Source organism: Paenibacillus sp. alder61, assembly GCF_020179875.1.
Classification (GTDB): domain Bacteria; phylum Bacillota; class Bacilli; order Paenibacillales; family Paenibacillaceae; genus Fontibacillus; species Fontibacillus faecis.
The window spans coordinates 1-22,077 of record NZ_JAIUDG010000041.1 but is presented as its reverse complement, the minus strand read 5'-3'; the positions used below and the strand labels follow the sequence as shown (position 1 = coordinate 22,077).

At 53.2% G+C, this 22,077-nt stretch carries 19 protein-coding genes and 1 rRNA gene; 5 read left to right on the top strand and 15 right to left on the bottom strand.

Going from position 1 to position 22,077, the window contains the following annotated elements:
- From LBW89_RS27100 to LBW89_RS27075, 6 genes are all read right to left on the bottom strand, one after another.
- Positions 1–125, bottom strand: a 16S ribosomal RNA gene (locus LBW89_RS27100); the annotation flags it as partial.
- Between the two features lie 399 nt (positions 126–524).
- Positions 525–1,478 (bottom strand): NAD-dependent epimerase/dehydratase family protein, encoded by a 954-nt coding sequence (locus LBW89_RS27095; RefSeq protein ID WP_148449543.1) that lies wholly within the window; start codon positions 1,476–1,478, stop codon positions 525–527.
- 79 nt (positions 1,479–1,557) lie between these two features.
- Positions 1,558–2,082: a TetR/AcrR family transcriptional regulator gene (locus LBW89_RS27090; RefSeq protein ID WP_148449544.1), complete on the bottom strand. Its 525-nt coding sequence runs from the start codon at positions 2,080–2,082 to the stop codon at positions 1,558–1,560.
- A gap of 205 nt (positions 2,083–2,287) precedes the next feature.
- Complete coding sequence (locus tag LBW89_RS27085; RefSeq protein ID WP_148449545.1) at positions 2,288–2,713, bottom strand: VOC family protein; 426 nt, start codon at positions 2,711–2,713, stop codon at positions 2,288–2,290.
- 45 nt (positions 2,714–2,758) lie between these two features.
- The gene (locus LBW89_RS27080) at positions 2,759–3,028 is read right to left on the bottom strand and encodes a hypothetical protein (RefSeq protein WP_148449546.1); all 270 of its coding nucleotides are present in this window, start codon (positions 3,026–3,028) and stop codon (positions 2,759–2,761) included.
- 76 nt (positions 3,029–3,104) lie between these two features.
- Complete coding sequence (locus tag LBW89_RS27075; RefSeq protein WP_148451125.1) at positions 3,105–3,905, bottom strand: sulfite exporter TauE/SafE family protein; 801 nt, start codon at positions 3,903–3,905, stop codon at positions 3,105–3,107.
- 87 nt (positions 3,906–3,992) lie between these two features.
- Here LBW89_RS27075 and LBW89_RS27070 point away from each other — a divergent pair, with 87 nt between their 5' ends.
- The 3 genes from LBW89_RS27070 (at position 3,993) to LBW89_RS27060 (ending at position 6,983) form a co-directional block, all read left to right on the top strand.
- Positions 3,993–4,178: a hypothetical protein gene (locus tag LBW89_RS27070; RefSeq protein ID WP_148449547.1), complete on the top strand. Its 186-nt coding sequence runs from the start codon at positions 3,993–3,995 to the stop codon at positions 4,176–4,178.
- An 83-nt stretch (positions 4,179–4,261) separates the two neighbouring features.
- Positions 4,262–5,494: an aminopeptidase gene (locus LBW89_RS27065; protein WP_148449548.1), complete on the top strand. Its 1,233-nt coding sequence runs from the start codon at positions 4,262–4,264 to the stop codon at positions 5,492–5,494.
- Between the two features lie 169 nt (positions 5,495–5,663).
- A complete protein-coding gene (locus tag LBW89_RS27060; protein WP_225040909.1) occupies positions 5,664–6,983 on the top strand; it encodes a glycosyltransferase family 2 protein in 1,320 nt (439 codons plus the stop codon).
- A gap of 20 nt (positions 6,984–7,003) precedes the next feature.
- Here the strand turns inward: LBW89_RS27060 and LBW89_RS27055 are convergent, their stop codons facing one another.
- Positions 7,004–7,204, bottom strand: coding sequence for a hypothetical protein (locus LBW89_RS27055; RefSeq protein WP_148449551.1), 201 nt, complete (start codon positions 7,202–7,204; stop codon positions 7,004–7,006).
- A gap of 29 nt (positions 7,205–7,233) precedes the next feature.
- Positions 7,234–7,965, bottom strand: coding sequence for a hypothetical protein (locus LBW89_RS27050; protein ID WP_225040908.1), 732 nt, complete (start codon positions 7,963–7,965; stop codon positions 7,234–7,236).
- A gap of 212 nt (positions 7,966–8,177) precedes the next feature.
- On the opposite strand from LBW89_RS27050, the gene LBW89_RS27045 reads away from it, so the two are divergent.
- A complete protein-coding gene (locus LBW89_RS27045; RefSeq protein WP_148449553.1) occupies positions 8,178–10,736 on the top strand; it encodes a glycosyltransferase in 2,559 nt (852 codons plus the stop codon).
- Positions 10,737–10,815: 79 nt separating this feature from the next.
- On the opposite strand, the gene LBW89_RS27040 is transcribed toward LBW89_RS27045, so the two are convergent.
- From LBW89_RS27040 to LBW89_RS27010, 7 genes are all read right to left on the bottom strand, one after another.
- Positions 10,816–11,580 (bottom strand): glycosyltransferase, encoded by a 765-nt coding sequence (locus LBW89_RS27040; RefSeq protein ID WP_225040907.1) that lies wholly within the window; start codon positions 11,578–11,580, stop codon positions 10,816–10,818.
- Positions 11,581–11,603: 23 nt separating this feature from the next.
- Positions 11,604–12,299 carry a galactosyltransferase-related protein gene (locus LBW89_RS27035; RefSeq protein WP_148449554.1) on the bottom strand — a complete coding sequence of 232 codons (696 nt, stop codon included), beginning with the start codon at positions 12,297–12,299 and terminating at the stop codon, positions 11,604–11,606.
- Positions 12,300–12,317: 18 nt separating this feature from the next.
- The gene (locus LBW89_RS27030) at positions 12,318–13,427 is read right to left on the bottom strand and encodes a class I SAM-dependent methyltransferase (protein WP_225040906.1); all 1,110 of its coding nucleotides are present in this window, start codon (positions 13,425–13,427) and stop codon (positions 12,318–12,320) included.
- Positions 13,428–13,469: 42 nt separating this feature from the next.
- Complete coding sequence (locus tag LBW89_RS27025) at positions 13,470–14,411, bottom strand: glycosyltransferase family 4 protein (protein WP_148449556.1); 942 nt, start codon at positions 14,409–14,411, stop codon at positions 13,470–13,472.
- A 414-nt stretch (positions 14,412–14,825) separates the two neighbouring features.
- A complete protein-coding gene (gene hemG / locus LBW89_RS27020; protein WP_148449557.1) occupies positions 14,826–16,229 on the bottom strand; it encodes a protoporphyrinogen oxidase in 1,404 nt (467 codons plus the stop codon).
- 113 nt (positions 16,230–16,342) lie between these two features.
- Positions 16,343–17,107, bottom strand: a complete 765-nt coding sequence (locus tag LBW89_RS27015; RefSeq protein WP_148449558.1) for a MerR family transcriptional regulator — start codon at positions 17,105–17,107, stop codon at positions 16,343–16,345.
- 166 nt (positions 17,108–17,273) lie between these two features.
- Entirely contained in the window at positions 17,274–18,254 is a 981-nt protein-coding gene (locus tag LBW89_RS27010; RefSeq protein WP_148449559.1) for an aldo/keto reductase, read from the bottom strand.
- Between the two features lie 155 nt (positions 18,255–18,409).
- Here LBW89_RS27010 and LBW89_RS27005 point away from each other — a divergent pair, with 155 nt between their 5' ends.
- Positions 18,410–21,736: a DEAD/DEAH box helicase gene (locus tag LBW89_RS27005; RefSeq protein ID WP_148449560.1), complete on the top strand. Its 3,327-nt coding sequence runs from the start codon at positions 18,410–18,412 to the stop codon at positions 21,734–21,736.
- Positions 21,737–22,077: the final 341 nt, after the last annotated feature.

Below are 22,077 nucleotides of genomic sequence, written 5' to 3'. Positions count from 1 at the left end.
ACGTGTTACTCACCCGTCCGCCGCTAAGTCAACCAGGAGCAAGCTCCCGATTAACTCCGCTCGACTTGCATGTATTAGGCACGCCGCCAGCGTTCGTCCTGAGCCAGGATCAAACTCTCCAATAAAGTGTTTGACTTGCTCATTTAAAAAACTGACGAGAATTTTAATTCTCATTTAATACTCACTCGTTGTTCAGTTTTCAAAGATCAACTTCGTTCATTTCGTTATCGCCTCATCAGCGGCAACTTTTATATCTTATCACATCAGCAAACCTGATTGCAAGAACTAATTCTTACCAGTTTGCTTACCGTGCCGCCGTCGAAGCGGCCGGAGTAATAATATATCATATTCCGCAACCACCTACAAGTGATAACTTTTTCCAGAAGGTTCAGTTTCGATGCTTCAAATCGTTCCTAAAAGCTTCGCCACAACCGACCGGACACTTATCTTACCACGAACAAAAAAGGATATCCATATATAAAGATATCCAAGGAAAATGATTCATAATTTACCGCGTTTGTTTTTTACAACTGCTCCTGTAGCGCCACAATGGTATCGCGAATCGCTTTTTCGTGAGGGGTCCAAACGAGAGGTCCGATATGCTTTTCATATTTTTCCCCGCTCAGGACAAACGGCTCTTCCGTCAAATAAAGCATCTCAACAACCTCTTTCATCACCGGATTAAACCACCCCGCCAGGGTCAGGCTAATCCTCCCCATCGGAACCACCGATTTTTTTCGTCCGCTGGCGTTCTGGGCGAATCCGACCAGCTCGCGCCCCGAAAGCAGCCCCGGTCCGGGAATGTGCCAGTTTTGTCCGTAAGAGGCATCCCGCTCCGCAATATTTACGATCATGTTAGCCGCGTCGGGCAGGTAAACATATTCCCGAGGGACCTTCATGTTACCGATAAAAACGGTACCCTTACCGGCCGCAATGGCCTGCATGGTTAAGGAAAGATATGAAGCTTGAGCTGTGGGCCCGTAATAATCGGGCAGCCGGACGATCAGCGGGCGAGCTTTTTCCCAACGTGAACTTAGAATCATCTTCTCATAGGCTAGACGGGTCTTCCCCTTGCGGGTATGCGGATTTTTGGGGTGTTCTTCCGTCGCTTTTTCCACGGTTCTTCTGCCGTAAGGGTATATCCCGTCGACAACCACCACTTTAGCCTCCAGACGTTCGGCGGACTGCATTACCGCTTCGCCCAAAGGCAGCAGGCGGGTCTCCATCTCATGATAGGGGATGTTGGCACTATGAAAAATAATATCCGCCCCGTCGGCAGCCTTCACGATGTCCTCCGTCCGAAACGCATCCCCAGTATACAAACTCAACAAAGGGGTAGGACCGATCTCTTGTTCGAGTCTCTTCAATTTCTCCATCGATCTCCCGAACGCAATAGTTTCTACTCCCCGTTTGACCAACTCGGCGGTTAATGGATGGCCTACGCCCCCGGTCGCACCCAATACAATCGCTTTTTTCATCTTAACATTACTCCCTTCAATTGATATATAATTTTTGTTAGTGATTGATCAATCACAAATTCTTTTAAAAAAGATCCCCTCAACCAAGATCTTTTTTCATCAGCTGCGGAAGATCCAAAGCCATCGTCAAATTACACAACAAGCCTCTGGCCATAAAATTTTCGGTTCGCCATTGCGGCTGCTCGATTCCCGCTTCTTCAAACGCACGCAAAACTATGTGATGGATTTCCGCCATCCCTTTACGCATCGCTTCGCGGATCGGTTCCTCCTGAATCGTCTGCGCCTGCATCTGGAGCAGGATCTCATTCCGATGTCTCTCCATAATTCCTTCATAGTCCCGGATTAAGCCTGCCTCCAAATGCTCTTTACCCGCCGATTGAATGGTACGCTCAAAAGCCTGCTGTATCCTTTGAAATGAAACTTCCAACGCGGCGACCATCAACGTCTCCTTATTAAAAAAACGGAAAACATACGGCTGCGAAATCTCCGCCCGTTCCGCCACTTGCGCGGTGGTTGCCCGGTAATACCCGATTTCCGCAAATACTTCAATCGCTGCGTTAACAATGTCGGTGCGCCGATTGGCCGAGGCCGCTCTCTTTGCCATGGTTTGGTACCTCCTTCATTCCTGAGTTAATGCAACTCGCCGGAATTGTTATTGATTGACCAATCACTAATTTTGATTTTATATTACCTGATCCTTCCTCCCTAAGCAACTCTTTTTTTCAATAAAAAGCATAAAACGCAAAAAATCCGCGTTACCCGCGGATTTTTCGGACAGTTTGTCCTACAGTCCCCTCTTGCTTCAAGTCCTATTGCGGACTCTTGGTAAAGATTTGGAACAGTACGCCGAACTTATCGGTAACCATGGCGTAGCCCGGACTGAAAAACGTTTGCTGCAGCGGCATCTCCACCTCTCCGCCTTCTTGAAGCGCGTTAAAGATCCGTTCGGACTCCGCATAATCATCCGTTGTTATACAGATGGAAAGCATGCTTCCTTTTTGCGGGGGATTGCCGGGAAAAGAGTCGGAGAACATCAGGACCGAGTCTCCTACCTTTAAGGTCGCATGCGAAATGCGTTCCTTCACTTCCTCCGGCAGCGGGAACTCGGGATTTTCCGGCATCTCACCAAAGCTTTGGATGAAAAGCACCTCGGCTTTCAGCGCTTGTATATAGAAGGCAATCGCTTCCCTCGCACTACCATCCATGGTTAAATAGGAATTCAACTGTAGAGCCATGAATTTCACACTCCTTCATTTAAGGTATCCACGGCTATCATACATTTATTTAAACTGATTTTCCACATGTTCCAAATCCGCGCGGTCTTGCTCCAGACTTTCCTTCGCCCGATCGATCGGTTCCTGGTTCATGCGTCCCTCGGCTTGTGCGATGGCGTTTTCCGCCTTTTTAATCGCGTTGCGGGCGTTTTGAATCGTCTCCTCTCTCGGATGGGACTGTGCCTGATTTACAGCGCGACGCACATTTTCGACGGATTCCTGAGCCTGCGAAATCGGGTTCTGCGATTGCAAACTGGAAAAGGGATTTTCTTTCATTATAGCCTCCTAAGGATATGGATTTGGTTCATCCTGTAATCCTAATTTGAAGCAAACCGGCGCGGATTATACCCTTTTAAAAAAGAACGGAGGACCACACTTTTACGGCGGTGACGGCGATGATGGCCACCAAGCCGTACCGAAGGACGCCGGTATCCATTTTGGCCGCAACCCGGGAGCCGAGCGGCGCCCCGATCAAACAGCCGATAACCGAAAATACGGTGGGCAGGACCGGGATTCCGCCCGCCGCTAGCTTTCCGGCAACTCCGCCTACGGCCGACAACAAGACAATCGCCAACGAGGAGGCTATCGCTGTCCGTACCGGTATGTTCAGAACGGTCAGCATAATCGGAATGAGCAGGAACGCCCCGCCGGCCCCCACGATCCCCGAGGCAATCCCGACGAGAAAGGCCAGAACCATGGCTACATATGCGGGAAAATCCGCGTTTTCCCCGATCTCCGGAGCGTTTCCCCTCGGTGGGACCAACATCAAGGCCATAGCCAAAATTGCAAGTATGCCATAGGTTAGATTAATAAGATTCCCGGCAACAAAACCGGAGGCTAGTCCGCCCAGCAAACTTCCGGCCAGTATGCTCGTTCCCATATAAATTACAAGTTTTCGGTGAACTCCCGGAGACTCCGGCTTCTTTCTACGCGTTAGTTGCACAGCAAAAACTCCTGACAAGGCGGAAAAGAACACCTGAAACATACTGATCGCCGAAACTTCCAGCGTGGTAAACCCGGCAAGCCCCAGAGCCGGAGGTACAAAAAGCAGCAAAGGATAATTGATGATCGCCCCGCCGATCCCGAACATGCCCGCCAGAAACGATCCCGCCACTCCAAGCAGAACCATGACAAGTAGTAATAAAATGCTGATCACGTCCCTTATAAAAGCCATATACGAACCGAATCGAATCCGTTATAATAATACCAAGTAAATTAATCAGAAAAGAGGAATTAACGGATGTCCGGTCTGTTCAAAAAATGGTTTGCCCCCAAATGTCCCGTATGCCAAAAACCGCTCGCCGCAGACCGGGAACCCGTATGCCACGTCAAAAAATGCCCGGACGGCCATTACCGTGAGGAAAGTTACTACACGCTCGGTGTCCGGGTTACCTACCATTATAACTCCAATGAACAACGGGAGTAATTCCTGAATGCCCTATTTTGCTACGCCTCTCCCCTTTCCTATATAATGGATTGGATAGAAGAATTATCGGGGAGGACACATCTGTGAAGAATTTTGAAGTTTTACTGGAGAAATACGCCGAACTGGTTGTAAAAGTGGGCGTGAATATACAGCCCGGTCAGGTTTTGATTGTTCAAGCACCGTTGGAGACCGTTGAATTTACCCGCCTGGTCGTCGCCAAAGCCTATGAATCCGGGGCAAAATACGTCCAGGTGGAATGGGATGACGAGGCAATTACCAAAATGCGTTACGAGAAAGCGCCTGACGATTCCTTCGGCTACTATCCGAAATGGCAGGCGGACATGGTTGAACAATTGGCCGAGGGAGGCGGCGCTTTGCTGAACATCAAGGTTCCCGACCCGATGCTGCTCAGCGGCGTGGACGGCAGCAAAGTCGCTGCAGCCGTAAAAGCAGCGGCGGTGGCTCGCGAGAAATTCCAGGGCTATATCCGAACCAACAAAATCAGCTGGTCGCTGATCAAAGCTCCGACTCGGGCCTGGGCCAACAAGGTGTTCGCCGACCTGCCCGAAAACGAACGGATTGAGGCGATGTGGGAAGCGATCTTCCGGATGAACCGTGTCAGCGAAAACGAAAATCCCATTGAGGCTTGGCGAAGACATATTGCCGAACTTAAGGAAAGACAGGAGTATATGAACAAAAAGCGGTATAAGAGCCTGCATTACCGCGCGCCGGGAACGGACCTGAAGGTCGAACTGCCCGAAGGACATCTATGGCTTGGCGGAGGAGACCATAACGAATCCGGCGTATACTTCGTGGCCAACATGCCTACGGAGGAAATTTATTCGATGCCGCTCAGAACCGGAGTAAACGGGACGGTGACGAGCACGCTCCCGCTGAATTTAAACGGACGGTTGGTTGAAGGCATTCGCTTGACCTTCAAGGACGGTAAGGTCACGGAATATGATGCCGAAACCGGGCGTGAGCATCTAACCGCCCTCTTGGCTACGGACGACGGCGCCTCCTATCTGGGCGAAGTGGCCCTGGTGCCCCATCATTCCCCGATTTCTTTAATGAACCGGGTTTTCTACAATACGGGGATCGACGAGAACGCCTCTTGCCACTTTGCCTTAGGGAGCTCCTACCCCGTCAATATCAAGGGGGGGACAAAGCTCACCAAAGAAGAACTGCTGCAAAAAGGGGCCAATGTCAGTTTGACTCACGTCGACTTCATGATTGGATCGGCCGAGCTTGAGATCGACGGCGAACTTCAAGACGGTACGATCGAGCCTGTATTCCGCAAAGGAAACTGGGCATAATGCTTTAGCCGCTGCTCTAACCAAAAAAGATCATGTAACGCCTGATCCCTAAGATTAGCGTTAATCATGATCTTTTTTTTAGGTTGAATCCCGAATTAAACCGGTTGGGGCGGGGGCATCCCTGTCGATATATGCATATCCTGAAAAAAACAATACAAAGGTGACATCGATGCTGGCGTTTATATTAGCGAGAGATACACCGCCTTATCTATATCGGCAGACCGAACGTTCCCTGCTCTCTGTTCTGCCCGGGATCAAGATTATCGTCATCTCGACGGTTCAAGGCGGGGACTGCGGGGAACAAATCAACAACGCCTTGGCCGCATCCGGCGAAGACTGGTTCCTTACGTTCATTGCCGGAGAAATCGTTAAGCCGGCGCTGGCCGGACAATTGGAACACTGGCTCCGTACCGTTCATAGCGATACGGCGGGAGCGGTTCTGGACGATGCTTCAGGAAGCCCCTCGAGTTTCCTTCCGGAAGCACCCGTTCCCCGCGGTCCTGTACTTTGGCGAAAAGAAGCGGTTTGGAGCGGCCATTTCCCCGGATTTCCAACCCGGTCCGAATGCCCGTTCGATCAGTATCTTTTCATCGATAAGCAGCATCAAGTTTCCCAAAAATGGAAATGGCGGCCGCTCCGCGAAGAGCTCTTGATCCCGAGTCCATTGCCGCCGCCTCCTTGGCTTAAAGAGCCCGAAACGCGAAAATGGATTCTCCCGCTCCTGCTCGCTAATGATCACGACGATGAGACGGTGGGCCACGACTCCCACCGCCAACCCCCGCGAATCAGTATCGTCATCTCCTCCTATAATGACGGCGCCTATTTGCCTTGGTCCGTACGTTCCGTGCTGGCCCAATCCTTCTCGGAATGGGAGCTGATCCTCGTGGATGACGGATCGACCGATGATACGGCTCAAATCATCCAGCGGCTTTCCGGGATCACCTCGCGGATTCGCGGGCTTACATTGCCCGAAAATCGAGGTAAGTCGCATGCGCTGAATCAAGCTCTCCGAGAAGCTCGAGGAGAATGGGTTCTTGAACTGGACGCCGACGATTGGCTTGCGCCCGGGTGCTGCGCCGAATTGCTTGAAGGAGCCGAAGCGATGCCGGACGCTGCCGTCGTTTGGGCGCAGCATGTACAATGGCAGGAGCGGGCGAACAAACAGCTGGTGCTTCGTTCCGTTTCCCGGCAAGCTCCCGTCATGAGCCCCGAAGATCTGTTGATCCGGGCGGAACCTTTGGCTCCGCGACTGCTCAAAACCGCGGTGTTAAGAGAGCTCGGAGGCTGGAACACGGCAGCCCCGTTTGCCGGACGACTTTACGAAGATCTGGAGCTGCTCCTTCGCATCGTGCGGCAATCTCCAGTTTCCTTTGTCCCCAAACCTCTTTATCACAGACGGATTAGAAGAGGGAGCATTACGCATCGGCAGCGGCAAGAGACCTACATTAAATGGGAGTCCTGGATGCGGGATAAGTTGGACTTCTATTAGTGGAATAAGCTCTTTATGCACTACTGCGGAATCCGCACGAAAATCACATTGTTCGAGACCACGGTGACCTGACGAGGCTCGGGAATATAATTGGAGCTCTCGGCCTGGACGACAAACGTCTCGTCGAAAACATTCAGAATCTGACCCTGCAAAAATTGGTTGGTGAAGATCACCTCAATTGATCTTCCGATAAATGCACTTAACCTTTGTTCGAAATCCATTCGCTTTACGCCCTCCTCTATTTCACCACTTAAGATACCGATAAAACTTGATCAAACGGAATGAGAACAATGCTGCCGTCCGGTTCCACAATTTCGATATAGTCCAACCCGATCGCCACCAAGGTACCGAAAATCGGGCCGGCGGCGGTGTCGATCGTTACGCTTGTATTTAACAAAGGAGTCAGCAAAGTAATGAGCCCCTCGTATTCTTCCTCTGGCCCCGTATATTGTTGAACCTGCTGTCTCAAGGCGTTGATGTTGGAAAAAGCGTCATCGATTTGCCGCTGCTGCGAATTAACTTGCCGAAGGATGCCGTCGACTAATTGATGCAATGCGGTAATCCGGGCATTTGCGTTTTCCAGTGAGTCTTGAGCGCCGCCTCCTCCACGTGTTAAGCTATCGTTCGTTTTTCCCGTATGTTGAACGGCGTTTCCGCCGGTAGTCGTACCCGCTCCGGTTCCTGCTCCTGTGCCCGGTGCCTGTGCTGGAGGAGACGGCGGCTGCGATTTGGCCGCGGTTTGGGCCGCCAACTGGCTAACCTGCGTTTGCAAGGTGTTCACCCGGACGTTCAGTTCACTCACATTTCCGTTAAGTTGACCGACCTGCAACTTTAGGCGAATAAATTTGCGCTTTAGACTATGACGAACTTTGCCGCGTTTCCCCGTCCATATCCCCAGTTTGGGTTTACGCTTCAATATCCGTCTCTTGTGTTCCGGTTTTCCGTAATCCGGAACATTCGTTTTCCCCCATAACACTCTCACGTTTCCTACCTCCTCACTTTGATACGGTAACTTATGTCATTCGCCTCCGTACGGCAACCTATCTTGGCAAAGATAAGGAAAAGGCCTAAGCGCGAAGTGAATTGCGGGGAGTGAATTGCCGGATATTTTAGGCAGGCGGGCTTTCGCCCCATGCGGAGACTCCGCTTCCCTCATAATTTAACTTAGACATTGGTTTAGGGAGGAGAGCTCTGTTGAATACAAAAGAAACTCGCATCGGCGAACCGGTTCGAAACCAACTTTCCATGAAAGCCGGGATATCGGCGCACTTAAGGGCAGGAGCCGGAGAAATACTTCCGCGGGAGACCGTCCCGCACGCCGTCCCTCCGGCAATATCTCCCCCTTTATCCGGGAACCGCGGCGGTACAACTAGCGAGCTGTATGATGTTTTTCGCTTCCCGGTGATTGATTGGCATTTCCGATGGCAGCGTCCGCAGCAGATATCCCGACAGTTTGCCAACCAGGGGCATCGCGTTTTTTACGTCACGACGGAAATGATTCCGCTCCCTTTGGAAGCCGTAACCAAAGAGGAACTCGCACGCTATGTCAAAATCAAAAAAATCGCGCCGAGAGTGTGGAACGTAACCCTTTGCTCCCACGCCAGACTCAACCTGTATCAGGACCAAATGAGTCCAAGGGACGTGGATTTTTTGCGTCTGTCCGTCGAAGTCGTCAAGGAGAAGTTCGGCATCACCGAGATGGTGTCCATCGTGGATCTTCCGTTTTGGTTACCGCTCGTTGAAAATTTGACGCAGCACACGACCGTTTATGATTGCATGGACGACCATGAGGGGTTCTCCACAAACGCTGCTTCCATGCTGCAACTAGAGGAAAGAATGATCCGCCGCGCCGACTTGGTGCTTGCCTCCTCTCAAGGACTTCTGGAGAAGCTTCAAAGTCTCCGTCCCGATGCGTCCCTGCTTCGCAATGCGGCGGATGTCGGCCATTTTGCCCAGACGGCCCAGGTTCCGACGGCTGCCGAACTGGAAGAGATCCGCGGCCCGGTGATCGGCTACTACGGCGCCATCTCCGACTGGTTTGACATCGATCTGATTCGGGAATTGGCGGAAAAAAGAAAAGATTGGACTTTCATCCTCATCGGGCATACCTTCGGCTGCGATATTTCAAAAGTGGAGCGTTTGAAGAATGTTTTGCTGCTCGGCGAAAAACCTTATGACCAACTCCCCGGGTATCTGCGCCGATTCGATGTTGCGATGATCCCTTTTAAACAGAACCGTCTGACGAAGGCGACCAACCCGGTCAAGCTTTATGAATATCTGGCGGCAGGCAAACCGGTCGTTTCCACGGAACTGCCCGAGGTCGCTGCGGTGTCCCCCCAACTCGTCGAGATGGCTGCGGACCCGGTCTCTTTCGAGCAGGCCATTCAAACCGCATTGAGAAACAAAACCGCCGAACGGGAGAAGGAGTGCCGGGAGTTTGCCCGCAGGCATTCCTGGGAGCAGCGTTACGCGGACATTCACGAACTCATCGTTCAACAAATGTATCCCAAAGTTAGCGTCATTGTCGTGACCCACAACAATTGGTCGTATACCCAGCAGTGTTTGCGCAGCCTTCTCCGCCCCGGACATTATCCCAATCTGGAGATCGTCGTGGTTGACAACGCCTCCACCGATCAAACTGCCCAGCGATTGGGAGGGATTCGGGACCGCCGAATTAAAATCATACTTTCGAAGCGGAATTTGGGCTTCGCCGCGGGAAATTCCCGGGGAATCGAGCTGGCGACGGGAAAATACTACATTTTGCTCAATAACGATACGATCGTCCCGGATGGCACTTGGATTACCCGCCTCCTCCGTCCACTGCGGGAACATCCCGACGTCGGAATGACCGGGCCGATGTCCAACTTTGTCGGCAATGACCAGGCGCTGGACCATTTCGTGGGGAACCCGGCCTCCGGAGCCCATCCCGATTGGCTTCAGGATTTTTACCGCTTTAACCAGGGACGCGCAAGAGCCACCGATTTGCTGGGATTTTTTTGCGTGGCTATGAAACGGGAGGTTTGGGAGAAGGTCGGTCCGCTGGATACCGGCTACGGCATCGGGATGTTCGAAGATGACGATTACTGCGAGCGGGTGCGGGCCGCCGGATATCGTCTGGTTGTGGTGGAGGATGCCTTTGTGTATCACCACGGGAGCGCCACCATGCGGAAAATGCAGCCGGATGTCTATAACGAACTTTGGGAGAAAAACAAAAGCTATTTCGAGCGGAAATGGGGCAAAGCCTGGCGGACTCCTTCGCGGCCAGACAACCTCTTCGCTTTGACGGAAACTCCCGGTCAGACAGCGGAACGAATCCGTGAGGCCGGCGTCCCCTGCATTCTGATTTTAGGTGAAAATAAATGGACGGCGCAGGCCGCGCGATGGCAATACCTCGTCAGGGAGCTCGCTTCGAGTCAAAACTGTCTCCTGATTATTAACACCCTCCGCCATTATAACCGGTCTATCATGGGCTTTCGAAAAGGCGGGCATCTGCTTTATTTGACGAACCGGATGGATTTGCTGGCGGAAGCGAACCTGGACGCCGTGATCTACTGCGGCGAGCCGGCACCGATCCCCGTTAGAGCCAAACGTCTTATCGCCGACAGCTTCGCCTATCCCGAAGACCGGCTCGGACTACTCTCCGCCGCCCTGCCCGACTTGGAGCGATGGGTGTTCCGCGATCCGGCCGATTTTGCCCGACGGCTAAAGGAGGAAGCGCTCGAATTCCGCCCCTTGGTTCAAAGCTCCAGCTAAATGCGAAAACCCTCCGGCGCGTTTATTTGCCAAAACGGCAATCCTATACGCTGGAGGGCTTTACTCTCTTTCGATTCGATTAGCTATCGTGGACCGACTGCTGCAAATAACGCCGAATCACAGCCGGGTGCTCCCCTTTAAATTCCGTGGTGGCAATCGTATACTCGGGATGGGCGTAATTCCAATCCGCTTCGCCCTGATTCTCATGCAGATTGACGTCGCCGCGCCGGTTATCGTTAAACTTGATTTTTTTCCCCAAGGCGTAATGGTAATGGTAAATGGGGATTTCGACCCTGCCTCGCGGAATCTGCCAAATGCTTTGGCCTCCGGGTCCCTCAAGCGTACAATGGTGCTTCTCGTCGCGGTAACGGATGCCGATGCCGGAACGCCACATCCGGGTAATATCATTCGACCATCTTTCATCCCCGGGACTGTTCACGCGCAGCGTCTGGGGATCTCCCCAGAAATTCACGAAGGGAAACTGGTAGATATGCACCTCCTGGCGGCTCATCAATTCCGGAAGTGCTTCCTTAAACCGGTCATCCACGATTTCATCGATATCCAAATTCATGATCCAGTCTCCGGTGGCCTGATCGATCAAAAAATTGCGCACCCGCGATTCATCCCAATCTTCCGTATAAGGAAGACCGGTTTGCGGCATAGCGAACAATTCGATCGGATAACTCCGTTGTTGAAAGCTTTCAATAATGTCAAGCGTGCCGTCCGTGCTGCCTCCGTCGACCATAATGATCTCATCGGCATAAGCGCCCACGCTCTCCAAATACAGCGGAACGAACGTAGCTTCATTCAGGACAGGAACAATCACCGATAATTTCATTCCCATCTTCCCCATCTGCTCCTTTTCTTCTACATGTTTTTGCGTTTCTCCTCAAGCAGCAGGCGCATCTCCCTCTCATTCCCCCACGCGGCTTTATAACGCAAGTAAAGCTTGTAGTTCTCGTCATAGTGCGGATTCCCGCCGGGGCCGACAAAGGGATGCCAGAAATGAAACAATTCCCCTTCCAGGCGTATGTGTTTGCCTACCATAGTATCCACGGAGTAGGCAAACGCTTCATCCTCACCGCCCCAACCGATAAAGCGCTCATCATAACCGCCAACGCTTTCAAAGGATTGCCTCAGCAGCACGTTCATCCCGCCTACGAAATAAGACGCTTCGGCCGGTTTTGTATCGGGTTGAACCGGCAGCGGCCAACTGCCGCTCCCTTCCAGTACGAGCCGATGCGAAACGTCTTTGGACAGACGGTTGATTCGCGCAAACGGAATGACCCAACGGTCCGCACTCAGGAGCTGCACAGATTGAAGCAGAAGCTCGGGATTATAGACAAGGTCGTTGTCCGCGATGACAAAAACACGTCCTTTCGCTTGAGAAGCGGCGCGATTGATCGCCTTTGATCTGCTGAAAGGTTCATCCAAGTCTTCGCCGATGCATAACTGCGCCCCCGGCAGCATGCGTTCATAGAACCGCCTGACATATTGAAAGGCCTGATCTCTAGGCCCGTCATCCGGCTTATACGGCATCAGTACGGATACATCCTGAAACATATGTCCATCCCTCCAAACTTATCTCGGCCGCTTCAGAAAGACACCGAGTTCGCGGTACTTTCCCGTTCCGAACGTATCCGCCAGCTTTACGTACTCTTCAAACCCCGTATGCTTGAACAACAGGGATTTCTCCTCTTCGATCCGGTCACCGGATTCCCAGAACAGCAATCCATGAACCGCACAATCTAGCGTACTAAGAAATCGTTCGCTGAGGCCGGAATCCCCCATTAAGTGGTAAAATACCGTAAGCAGAATCCCGATTTCGTATCCCTGAAGTCCGACGAGACGCTCGAATGGTTCGCGAACCAGTTCAAATTCAGCCCGCTCCAACCGGTTCAACCGCATCAGCAATTCCGCATGCAGCGGGTCGGGCTCAATGCCGGTCACCTGAGCGCCTTCACGCGTGAAGTGACGGGCATAATAACCGATATTGCAGCCGATATCAAGCACCTTCGTTCGTTTCAAGTCCCGGGAGCCCAGGTACTCCAGAATTACATCCAGCCTGGTTTTATAAAATTCATCCCGCTCGCTTCTCTTTCCGTAGAAATGGGGATGCAGGATCGGCGTATAAATGAGATTCCTTTGCTGCAAAGCTACCATCTGCACCGTGTCTTCCAGTGCCTCGGGGTTCAGCCAGGTTTCATAATCCGCACGGGTCATCCGGACCGGGATTCGCCTTAAACCGGAACAATACAGAAAAACAGCCCGATGATGACCGTCTTGAATATTAAATCTCCCCGGCGTACGATAGGTAACGAGCGGAGGATTCTCCGTGAAATAGCCCGGGTCGTTTTGCAGATAGGAGCGCATATTTACGTATTCCATCCGCTTCTGATTTAGCAGGCCTTCCCGGTCCATCGGCGGCGCGACGCCTCTAAGGTGGTGAATGCGCTCGTACCAAGCCAAATAGGGTTCGGGTGAGGCTCCGGACTCGCCGTAAAAATAGCGGAACAACTCTCGATGAGGCTCCATCCGCATCAACGAGATGTCGGAATGGAGTTTATGGTGGGTAAACCACTCTTCCGTAAAAGAGGGGATCGTGTACTCTTTTTTCGCCGTGCGTACATCCACATCCGTAAACACCAGCTCGATAGGTACCTCGGTCGTAACGTATTGTTCGGCAGTCAATGTCATCCTCCCCGTTTCCATATAGTAATACGCCGTAATTCGTCATAAACCGAACAGGACCCGGATCCATCGGGCTGCCCCCTGATCAATTCTCCAATGGTCTTCGATCTGTTGCCGGCATCGTAAACCCAGGTTTTGCAGAGCCGTTCTCTCCTTTTTATACCGGTCAATTGTCCCGATGTAAGCCTCCGGGCTGTCGCTGCGAAGGATCAGTTCGTGAGCGGCGGAAGGCGCGGCTTCCCGGATGTAACCGACATCCGTGGAAAGGACCGGCTTGCCGCAGGCAAACGCCTCCAGCGCCGTGGCCCCGCCTCCCTCGTTCGAGGACGTGATCAGAAGAAGATCGATGGAATGATAAAAGGAAGGCATATCCTCATGGGCATACCGGCCCGGGGTATCCAAAAACCGCACCATGGCATCCCGCTCAAAATGGCGGCGAATGGGGACGAACAAAGTATCGTAATTCTTGGACCGTTTGTTCCGATCTCCCGCCCACCCGACAACCAGAGGTTCGTCCGAAGATCTCGGACGCTCGTCGGGACGAAACAGGCCATGGTCCACAAAATGACCGATATACTCAATATCAGCCCGAGGCGCCAGTTGCTTCAACTTCTCCGCGAGCCTGTGGTTCATGCTGCCGATCTTGGAAATTCTCGGGATCACCAGCCGCAAAAATTCCGGATCCGGAATCAGTTCATCCTGCCACTCCCGATAAGTTTCGTAGTTTTTACTGAAGTAGTAATAAGAGACGGCTGCGGAGGAATCGATACGCACATGTTTAAAGATGGCGTACGCGGCGATCCCGAGACACATCGCGGAAATCGTCCGATACTCCGCATTTAAAGCGGCACTGCCCTTTTCCCGGAGATAATCGTCCAGTTCCCTGGCGGACATGATATCGAGGGCGGGATGATGCCGCTGGATCGTTTTTGCCGTTTTTCCGAGTATCCACCACTCCACGTCATACAAAAGCAGGTCTTTCATATCCCTAGACGCTCACCTCCCGCTTCGCCTGTACCGCCATATTTGATCATATTCGAGCTTGCCCCGCCAAGTTACGGGGGCGGCGAAATTGATGAAATAGCCTCGTCCTGCGCGATCGCCCAAACATGAAGAAGACTCCGCGATTGAAAACCGCAGAGTCCTCTGTTGTGGGAAGCGATATTTAAATGTTAAGCAATCTTCCAAAGGCTAGGGTATTCTACCCGACAAGAAACGAAGCAGTTTCTTTCGTCTCTTCCTTTTTGCAAGAGAGTTCATGGTAAATCAACTGCCTTTCCGGATCGACATGGAACATGACATCCGTCTGGTGTTTTCCTTTTACCACTTCCCACTTGTTATTACTTTACCCCGCCCCAGGCGGATGAAACGGGAATATCGATATTTCCATAAAAAATTTCAGACCGTCCCCCGTTCAGCCATCCGTCCGGCGATTTCACCGGCGATTTGTTTCCCGTTGGCAATGCAATCTGGAATGCCGACCCCGTAATAAGAGCATCCCGCCAAGTAAACGCCGGGATAGGCGGTGGCGATTTTTCGCTCCAGCGACTGTACCAGCTCGTGGTGCCGAATATGGTAATTCGGCATGGCATCCAGCCATTTGGTTACGATGTGGGTAACCGGCTCGCTGCGAATACCCAAGCTGGCGGCCACATCTTTAAGAGCCGTGTCCAGAAGTTCATCCTCCGAAAGACTTTGAAGCCATTCGAAGGACGGTCCGGAACTTTTGTAAAACAACCGGACCAGCAGACGGCCGTCCCTTGACGTATGCTTCCATTTCCGGCTGGTCCATGTGCAGGCATCACAAACGACATCCGGAGATTGCGACACGATAAAGCCGGTTCCGTCGACCTTCAATTCCCCGTCGGGGAGATCGAAGCCCAAATAGACACTAATCATGGAACTGCTGCGCATTCCGGAAAAATCCTCGTCAAGCAGGCCATCCTTGAGTAAAGCCTGAGCCGCGGTGTGCGGCGTGGCGACCACAACAAAATCGGCTTCCCTCTCGCTCCCGTCCGAAAGCCGGAGCTGATAGCGGCCCCCGGCACGGGAAATCGCTTGCGCCGAAATCCCCTTCAGCAGTTCCACATCCTCCAGCTTGTCTTCGATCCGATCCACCAACGCGGAAACGCCGTCCCGAAAGGAGAAGAATTTCCTGTCCCCGCTTCCCTTAAAGGTCTGACGGTTTTCGGCCAGGCCTTTCATGATGCTGCCGTACTCGTTCTTATAATCCAGGAGGTAGGGCAAAGTGGAAGCCAGCGTGAGTTCGCTCAGCTTACCGGAATACACCCCGGATAACACCGGCGCGATTTGTTTCTCCACCATTTCCTTGCCCAGGAAGGCTTCCAGAAAACTCCCCACCGAGTCGTTTTTCGTAAACGTCTCATTCGGGGTGTAAAAATCTTTCAACGCTTCAACCTTGCCTTCCGCCGAGATCAGCTCGCTATTGGCCAGTGCTTCCAGGCTGAGCGGTATCCCGAAGACCGCTTCCTCCGGAATCAGCTTCAATCGGCCTTCGGTATAAATGTAAGATTTGCCCGTAGCATTATAGACAACTTCTTCAGCCAGGCCCAGATCTTCCACAAGAGGGGCCGTATTTGTCTTCCGGGCGACGATCGAATCGGCGCCGGCTTCCATAAAAAAACCGTTTTGGCGTACCGTATGAATCTTCCCGCCGAGCCGTTCACTGGCTTCGATCAATACAACCCGGGCTTCAAGCCCCAGGGAACGTATGTCTTTCTGTAAATAATAAGCCGCGGACAGACCGGTAATTCCGCCGCCGATGATCACGACCGTTTTCAATGGACTTCCACCTCGATTAGAGAACTCTTTCACAATCCAACTAATATCATAACCCAAAGGAGGAGGCGGAAACAATGATATCGCGAATAATCGGTCGGCGGTTCAGCAAATCGTCAGTTTTTCGCTCCGGTGTAAATGAGTACGGCGTCGCGCAGAAACTCGGCCGTTCCGGAACCCTGATTGTCGTAATACGCTTTAAAACGCTCGTCGGCCACGTACATTTCAACCAATCCGGCATGCGCTTCCGGGGAATAAGAGTCCCAGAAAAAGGTAAGCCAACGTTTATGCAAATCCGCCGCTTTTTGCGCCGCCTCGCCTGCCGGATCCCCGGCCTCCATTCCCGCTTGCAGGGCCGAGAACATCTCCCGCTCCAGACGCTGCAATTCATGATGCTCCTCTTCCGTCATGTTCAATACCTTGGCGTTTGAACGGTTCATCGTATCCACGCCGTATTTCTCGCGGATTTCCTCGCCGTATTTCCTTTCATTATCCTCAACCAGCTTCTTCTTGAAGCCCTCGAATTTTTCCCGATCCGTCATCTTGAATCTCCCTTCCTTCATCGCAATCGTTTTATCCACATTGGCAATCAACGCGTCGAGTTGCTGTCTTCGTTCCAGGAGTCGTTCACGGTGCTCGATCAGAGCGCGGGTCCCGTCAAAGGAGGGGTCATTGACAATGGATCCGATCTGTTCCAGGGAAAAACCGAGCTCCCGGTAGAACAAAATCTGCTGCAGCCGATCCACTTCCTCCCGACCGTATATCCGGTATCCCGACGAATTGATTCTGGCCGGCCTAAGAATGCCGATTTCATCATAATACCTTAAGGTCCGGGTGCTGACTCCCGCTAACTGCCCGAGCTTCTGAATGGTGTATTCCATGTGATCTCCTCCCGACAAATTCAATGTACACTTTAACGTTACGTGAAGGTCAACCTATTTTCCAACTTTTTAGGCATGAAGGCAAAAAAAGAAGTCCTTCCCGCATCCAAGAGGATGCCGGGAAGAACCTCCGACGGGCACAAGTGCCGTCTTACGGGATGGCCGCCTACCAGGCGTAAGCTTGCGGCGCTTCCCCGCCCGGCCCCGGAAAGATTTCATCCAGCCGCCGGAGCTCCGCATCGCCCAGTTGGATGTCCGCTACCCGCAGCGCGGACTCCAGCTGCTCCAGCGTCCGCGGGCCGATGATCGGCGCGGTCATGGCCGGACGCGTGAGCGTCCAGGCCAGCGCCACATTGGCCTCGCTTTCGCCGAGCTCGCGGCAAAACCGCTCGAACGCCTCCAACTGCCCGCGATGCTTCTCCACGCGGGCGGGATCGTTCGCGCGCTTCGAGCCCGGCACCGGGCGCAGCGCATGCCCGCTCAGCAGGCCGCCGTCCAGCGGGCTCCAGGCGATCACGCCGATGCCCTGCTCCTCGGCGGCCGGAAGCACTTCCAGCTCCGGCAATCTGCAGAGCAGGCTGAATTTGTGCTGCTCGGACACCAGTCCGAGCATGCCTTTCGCCTTCGCTTCGTACTGCGCCTTCACCAGGTCTCGGCCGGCGAAATTGCTGGAGCCGACGTACCCGATTTTTCCCTGGTACAAAGCTACGTTAAAGCCTTCCCACAGTTCGTCCCATGACACGTTGCGATCCACATGGTGCATTTGATACAGCTCGATGTGATCCGTCTGCAGCCGCCGGAGCGAACCCTCCAAATGGCGGCGCATCTTATAGGCGGACAGCCCGGGTGCTTTGTTGGGCCCGTCGTTCGGGTCGGCCATCTCCCCGTGAAACTTGGTGGCCAGAACGACTTTCTCTCTCCGGCCCCCGCCTTGGGCGAACCATTTTCCGATGATTTCCTCGGTTCTGCCCGCGTTTTCGCCCCACCCATAGATGTTGGCCGTATCGAAAAAATTAATCCCCGCGTCTACCGCGGCATCCATGATTTTAAACGCTTCGCGCTCTTCCGTGTCCACCCCGAAATTCATCGTCCCCAAGCAAAGGCGGCTCACTTTTAAGCCCGAACGCCCCAAATAGCTGTATTTCATGTTTTTTCACTCCTCATCATTTTATAACGAAAACATAATGCCTATACCGCCGTTCTACATCGGACAAACTGTTAGTATCACCACCCTTCCATCTCGCGGCGTTTCTGGTAATATGAAATAGTGTCTAAATTACTGGTTTTAAGGAGGGTACGCCTGTGAGCTCACCCTTAACCGAGCGGCTGATCAAACTGCTGTGCGGCCGCATCGCGTACGATCGCGGCGAGGCCTACTTCCGGCAGAAGAGAGTCTCCTTCACCCATACCGAACCGGAGACCGGTCATTATCAGGCCATCGTCCGCGGAACCGACAGTTACCGCGTGTTCGTTCATATCGACCTGAACGGCGATGTGTCCGCCGAATGCCAATGTCCCGCTTACGCTTTATATAACAACCATTGCAAACATATCGCCGCCGTCCTGCTCGGCATCCGGGAGCAGCAAGCCGGCTCCCGGATGCCGGCGCGATCCGTTTCCCTGCTGCATCCCGAAGGCCGGCCTTCGGGCGGTACCTTCACCGGCTTGACGGAGCGGTACGACCCGTCCGGCCGCCGTTCCGGCGGCTCCTCCCGGGATGTGTGGTTAACCCGGGATGTGATGGGTCTGTTCGAGCAAGGCGGAGTGCGCAGGAAAACGGCGGGTTCCCGTTTTGACGCCCGAATCCAGCTGCAAGCCGAATTTATTCTCAAAACCTCGTATATCGGACCCAATCTGTACGTGTTCGGGGTCGAACTCAAGATCGGCGGTGGCAGGCTTTATATTGTCAAACATATCCGCGACTTTCTCGACCATCTTGAACGCGGGGAGAGCTATCCGTTCTCCGAACAGTTCAGTTATGACCCGGCGCAACATAGCTTCGAACCAAGCCAGGACGTCATCCTGCGCCAACTGATCGAGATATCGCGAAACGAGCGGCTTTACCAGGAAGAGGCCAGATGGAGCGGCGGAGCCGCAAGGCGCAACAAGGAGAACCGAACCCTGCTCCTGCCTCCCTACGCCTGGGCCGAGCTGCTCCGCGGCTTCCGGGCGTCCCCCTCGTCCGTCAAGCTGGATCCCGGACACGGAAAGCCCCGGCCGTTCGTGATTTCGGACGATCCGCTCCCGGTGAATTATAGATTCGATCGGGCCGAAGACGGCGGCTACCGCCTCGATGTCGAGGGGCTTGCCGATTTGAAAATCTTGGAAAGCTACGGACTGGTTCTCGCGGACGGCATCCTTCGGAATCTCCAGGTCGACCGATGCCGGCGCTTGCGGGAACTCAAAAACATGCTGGAGGCTTCCCGAAGGAATCATATCCATATCGCCGCCGAACAAATGGAACCGTTCATGCAGCGGGTTCTGCCGGGTTTGCAAAGGATGGGCTCCGTTCAAATCGCGGATGCCGTTACCGAGCGGATGGTGAGATCCCCGCTGAAAGCCCGGCTTTACCTGGATCGGGTTCGCAACCGGCTGCTGGCCGGATTGGAATTCCAGTACGGCGATATCGTACTCAACCCGCTCGAAAGCGGAACCGCCCGTGGCAGCGACCTCATTTTGATGCGCGACGAAGAGCAGGAAAGCCGGATCCTGCAAATGATGGATGAAAGCTCCTTCGTTAAAACGGAGAGCGGCTACTTTCTGGACGATGAAGATGCGGAATACGATTTCCTGGTGCATATCGTCCCCCGGCTCGAACAACTGCTTGAAGTATATGCCACCTCGGCGGTAAAGACCCGCATCGTACCGGTTTCCGCCCCGCCGAAGGTTTCGGTTCAACTGGGAGAGCGCACGGACTGGCTCGAGGTCTCCATTGATTTAAGCGGGATATCGGAACAGGAAATCCGGGGAGTGATTCAGGCCTTGGCCGTAAAAAGAAAATACTACCGGCTTCCCGAAGGCGCCTTGCTGCCGTTGGATCATGACAATTTCAAACAAATCGTCGCGCTGATGAATGATTTGGGGCCACACCTGATCGGCGAAGCCGGAAACGAATTTCGCGTCCCGGTGACCAAGGGCTTGCACCTGCTGGACGAGCACAAGTACGGCAGCTCCATCAAACTGGACAAGAACTTCCGTCTGCTCTTGCATCACATCAAAAATCCGGACAGTCTCGATTTCCCGGTTCCCCCGCAACTGTCGTCCGTGCTCCGCGATTATCAGGCTTACGGGTACCAGTGGATGAAAATGCTGGCCCATTACCGGTTCGGCGGCATTCTCGCCGATGACATGGGCCTTGGGAAAACCCTGCAAAGCATCGCTTTTCTCGTCTCGGTCCTTCCGGAAATTCGGGATCAACAGCAGCCGGCTCTCATCGTAGCTCCCGCCTCCCTCGTATATAACTGGAGGAACGAGCTGCGCAAATTCGCTCCGGACATCCGTTGCGAGGTAGCCGACGGGAGCAAAAGCGACAGGCTGGATGTACTTAAGCGAGCCGGGACAACCGACGTGCTGATCGTTTCCTACCCGGTCCTGCGCATGGATATTGAGCAGTTTGCCAAGCATGCGTTCCACAGCATGTTTCTCGATGAGGCGCAAACGTTCAAGAATTACGCTACTCAAACGGCGCAGGCAGTCAAAGCGCTGCAGGCCAAGCATCGCTTTGCCTTAACCGGAACGCCGGTGGAAAACAAACTGGAAGAGCTTTGGTCGATCTATGACGTCGTGTTCCCGTCCCTGTTCCAGAGCCGCCAGCAGTTTCACGAGTTAAGCCGGGAGCAGATCGCCAGAATGATCCGACCGTTCCTGCTCCGGCGTTTGAAAACCGATGTCCTGAAGGAGCTTCCCGAAAAAATTGAAACCGTGCAAACTTCGGAACTGCTTCCGGACCAGAAGAAGCTGTATGCCGCCCTTTTGGCCCAACTGCAGCAGGAAACCTTAAAACATCTGAACGAAGAGAGCTTCCAGAAGAACCGGATCCGTATCCTGGCCGGCCTGACCCGGCTCCGTCAGCTGTGCTGCCATCCCTCCTTGTTCGTCGAGGATTACGAAGGCGGCTCAGCCAAGTTCGAGCAGCTGCTGGAAATTACGGAAGAGTGTCTCGGCGCCGGCAGAAGGTTGCTGATCTTCTCGCAGTTTACCGAAATGCTCGGGATGATCGGCAAAGAATTGGGGTATCGCGGCGCTCCCTTTTTCTATCTGGACGGTAAAACGCCACCTGCCGAACGCGTCGAGCTATGTTCCCGTTTTAACGAAGGCGAGCGCGACATCTTCCTGATCTCCTTGAAAGCCGGAGGCACCGGGCTCAATCTGACCGGAGCCGATACCGTGATTCTTTACGATCTTTGGTGGAACCCGGCTGTCGAGCAGCAAGCGGCCGACCGGGCCCATCGCATGGGCCAGAAAAATGTCGTTCAAGTCATTCGGCTGATCACCGAAAATACGGTCGAAGAGAAAATGTACGAGCTTCAGCAGAAGAAAAGAGACCTCATCGACGAAGTGATCGAGCCCGGCCAGGAAGCCTTGTCCAGTCTCACGGAACAAGAAATCCGCGAAATCCTTATGATCTAGATCCTCCCCGGAGGATCTAAGGATCCATCGGATAACCTTGTTTTGCGTAAAATTTCTGCACGCTGCAACTCTAGGCCAAAAACCTATCCTAAGCCCATTTTCCTTTTGAAAACCGGGTAGGTGAACCGTGATAAAAGCCTTTTACGGCCTTTTACGGCCTTTTACGCCCCTATTTTGTCGAATTGGGCTTAGATCCGGGAATTAGCGGCATTTTAGGCATTAAACTTGCAAAAACCTTAACATCAGTTAGTCGTAATGAGTTGAACTAATGATGGAGGGATAGAGGCAGCCGGGTGAAATGTTCTTCCGATCGCTGTTGCTCCCGGATTTCTTGATGAATT

Excerpts from the sequence above, each read along its gene's own strand:
- LBW89_RS27095 (WP_148449543.1), bottom strand. The coding sequence starts at position 1,478 with ATGAAAAAAGCGATTGTATTGGGTGCGACCGGGGGCGTAGGCCATCCA.
- LBW89_RS27090 (WP_148449544.1), bottom strand. The coding sequence starts at position 2,082 with ATGGCAAAGAGAGCGGCCTCGGCCAATCGGCGCACCGACATTGTTAAC.
- LBW89_RS27085 (WP_148449545.1), bottom strand. The coding sequence starts at position 2,713 with ATGGCTCTACAGTTGAATTCCTATTTAACCATGGATGGTAGTGCGAGG.
- LBW89_RS27080 (WP_148449546.1), bottom strand. The coding sequence starts at position 3,028 with ATGAAAGAAAATCCCTTTTCCAGTTTGCAATCGCAGAACCCGATTTCG.
- LBW89_RS27070 (WP_148449547.1), top strand. The coding sequence starts at position 3,993 with ATGTCCGGTCTGTTCAAAAAATGGTTTGCCCCCAAATGTCCCGTATGC.
- LBW89_RS27060 (WP_225040909.1), top strand. The coding sequence starts at position 5,664 with ATGCTGGCGTTTATATTAGCGAGAGATACACCGCCTTATCTATATCGG.
- LBW89_RS27055 (WP_148449551.1), bottom strand. The coding sequence starts at position 7,204 with ATGGATTTCGAACAAAGGTTAAGTGCATTTATCGGAAGATCAATTGAG.
- LBW89_RS27040 (WP_225040907.1), bottom strand. The coding sequence starts at position 11,580 with ATGGGAATGAAATTATCGGTGATTGTTCCTGTCCTGAATGAAGCTACG.
- LBW89_RS27035 (WP_148449554.1), bottom strand. The coding sequence starts at position 12,299 with ATGTTTCAGGATGTATCCGTACTGATGCCGTATAAGCCGGATGACGGG.
- LBW89_RS27025 (WP_148449556.1), bottom strand. The coding sequence starts at position 14,411 with ATGAAAGACCTGCTTTTGTATGACGTGGAGTGGTGGATACTCGGAAAA.
- LBW89_RS27015 (WP_148449558.1), bottom strand. The coding sequence starts at position 17,107 with ATGGAATACACCATTCAGAAGCTCGGGCAGTTAGCGGGAGTCAGCACC.
- LBW89_RS27010 (WP_148449559.1), bottom strand. The coding sequence starts at position 18,254 with ATGAAATACAGCTATTTGGGGCGTTCGGGCTTAAAAGTGAGCCGCCTT.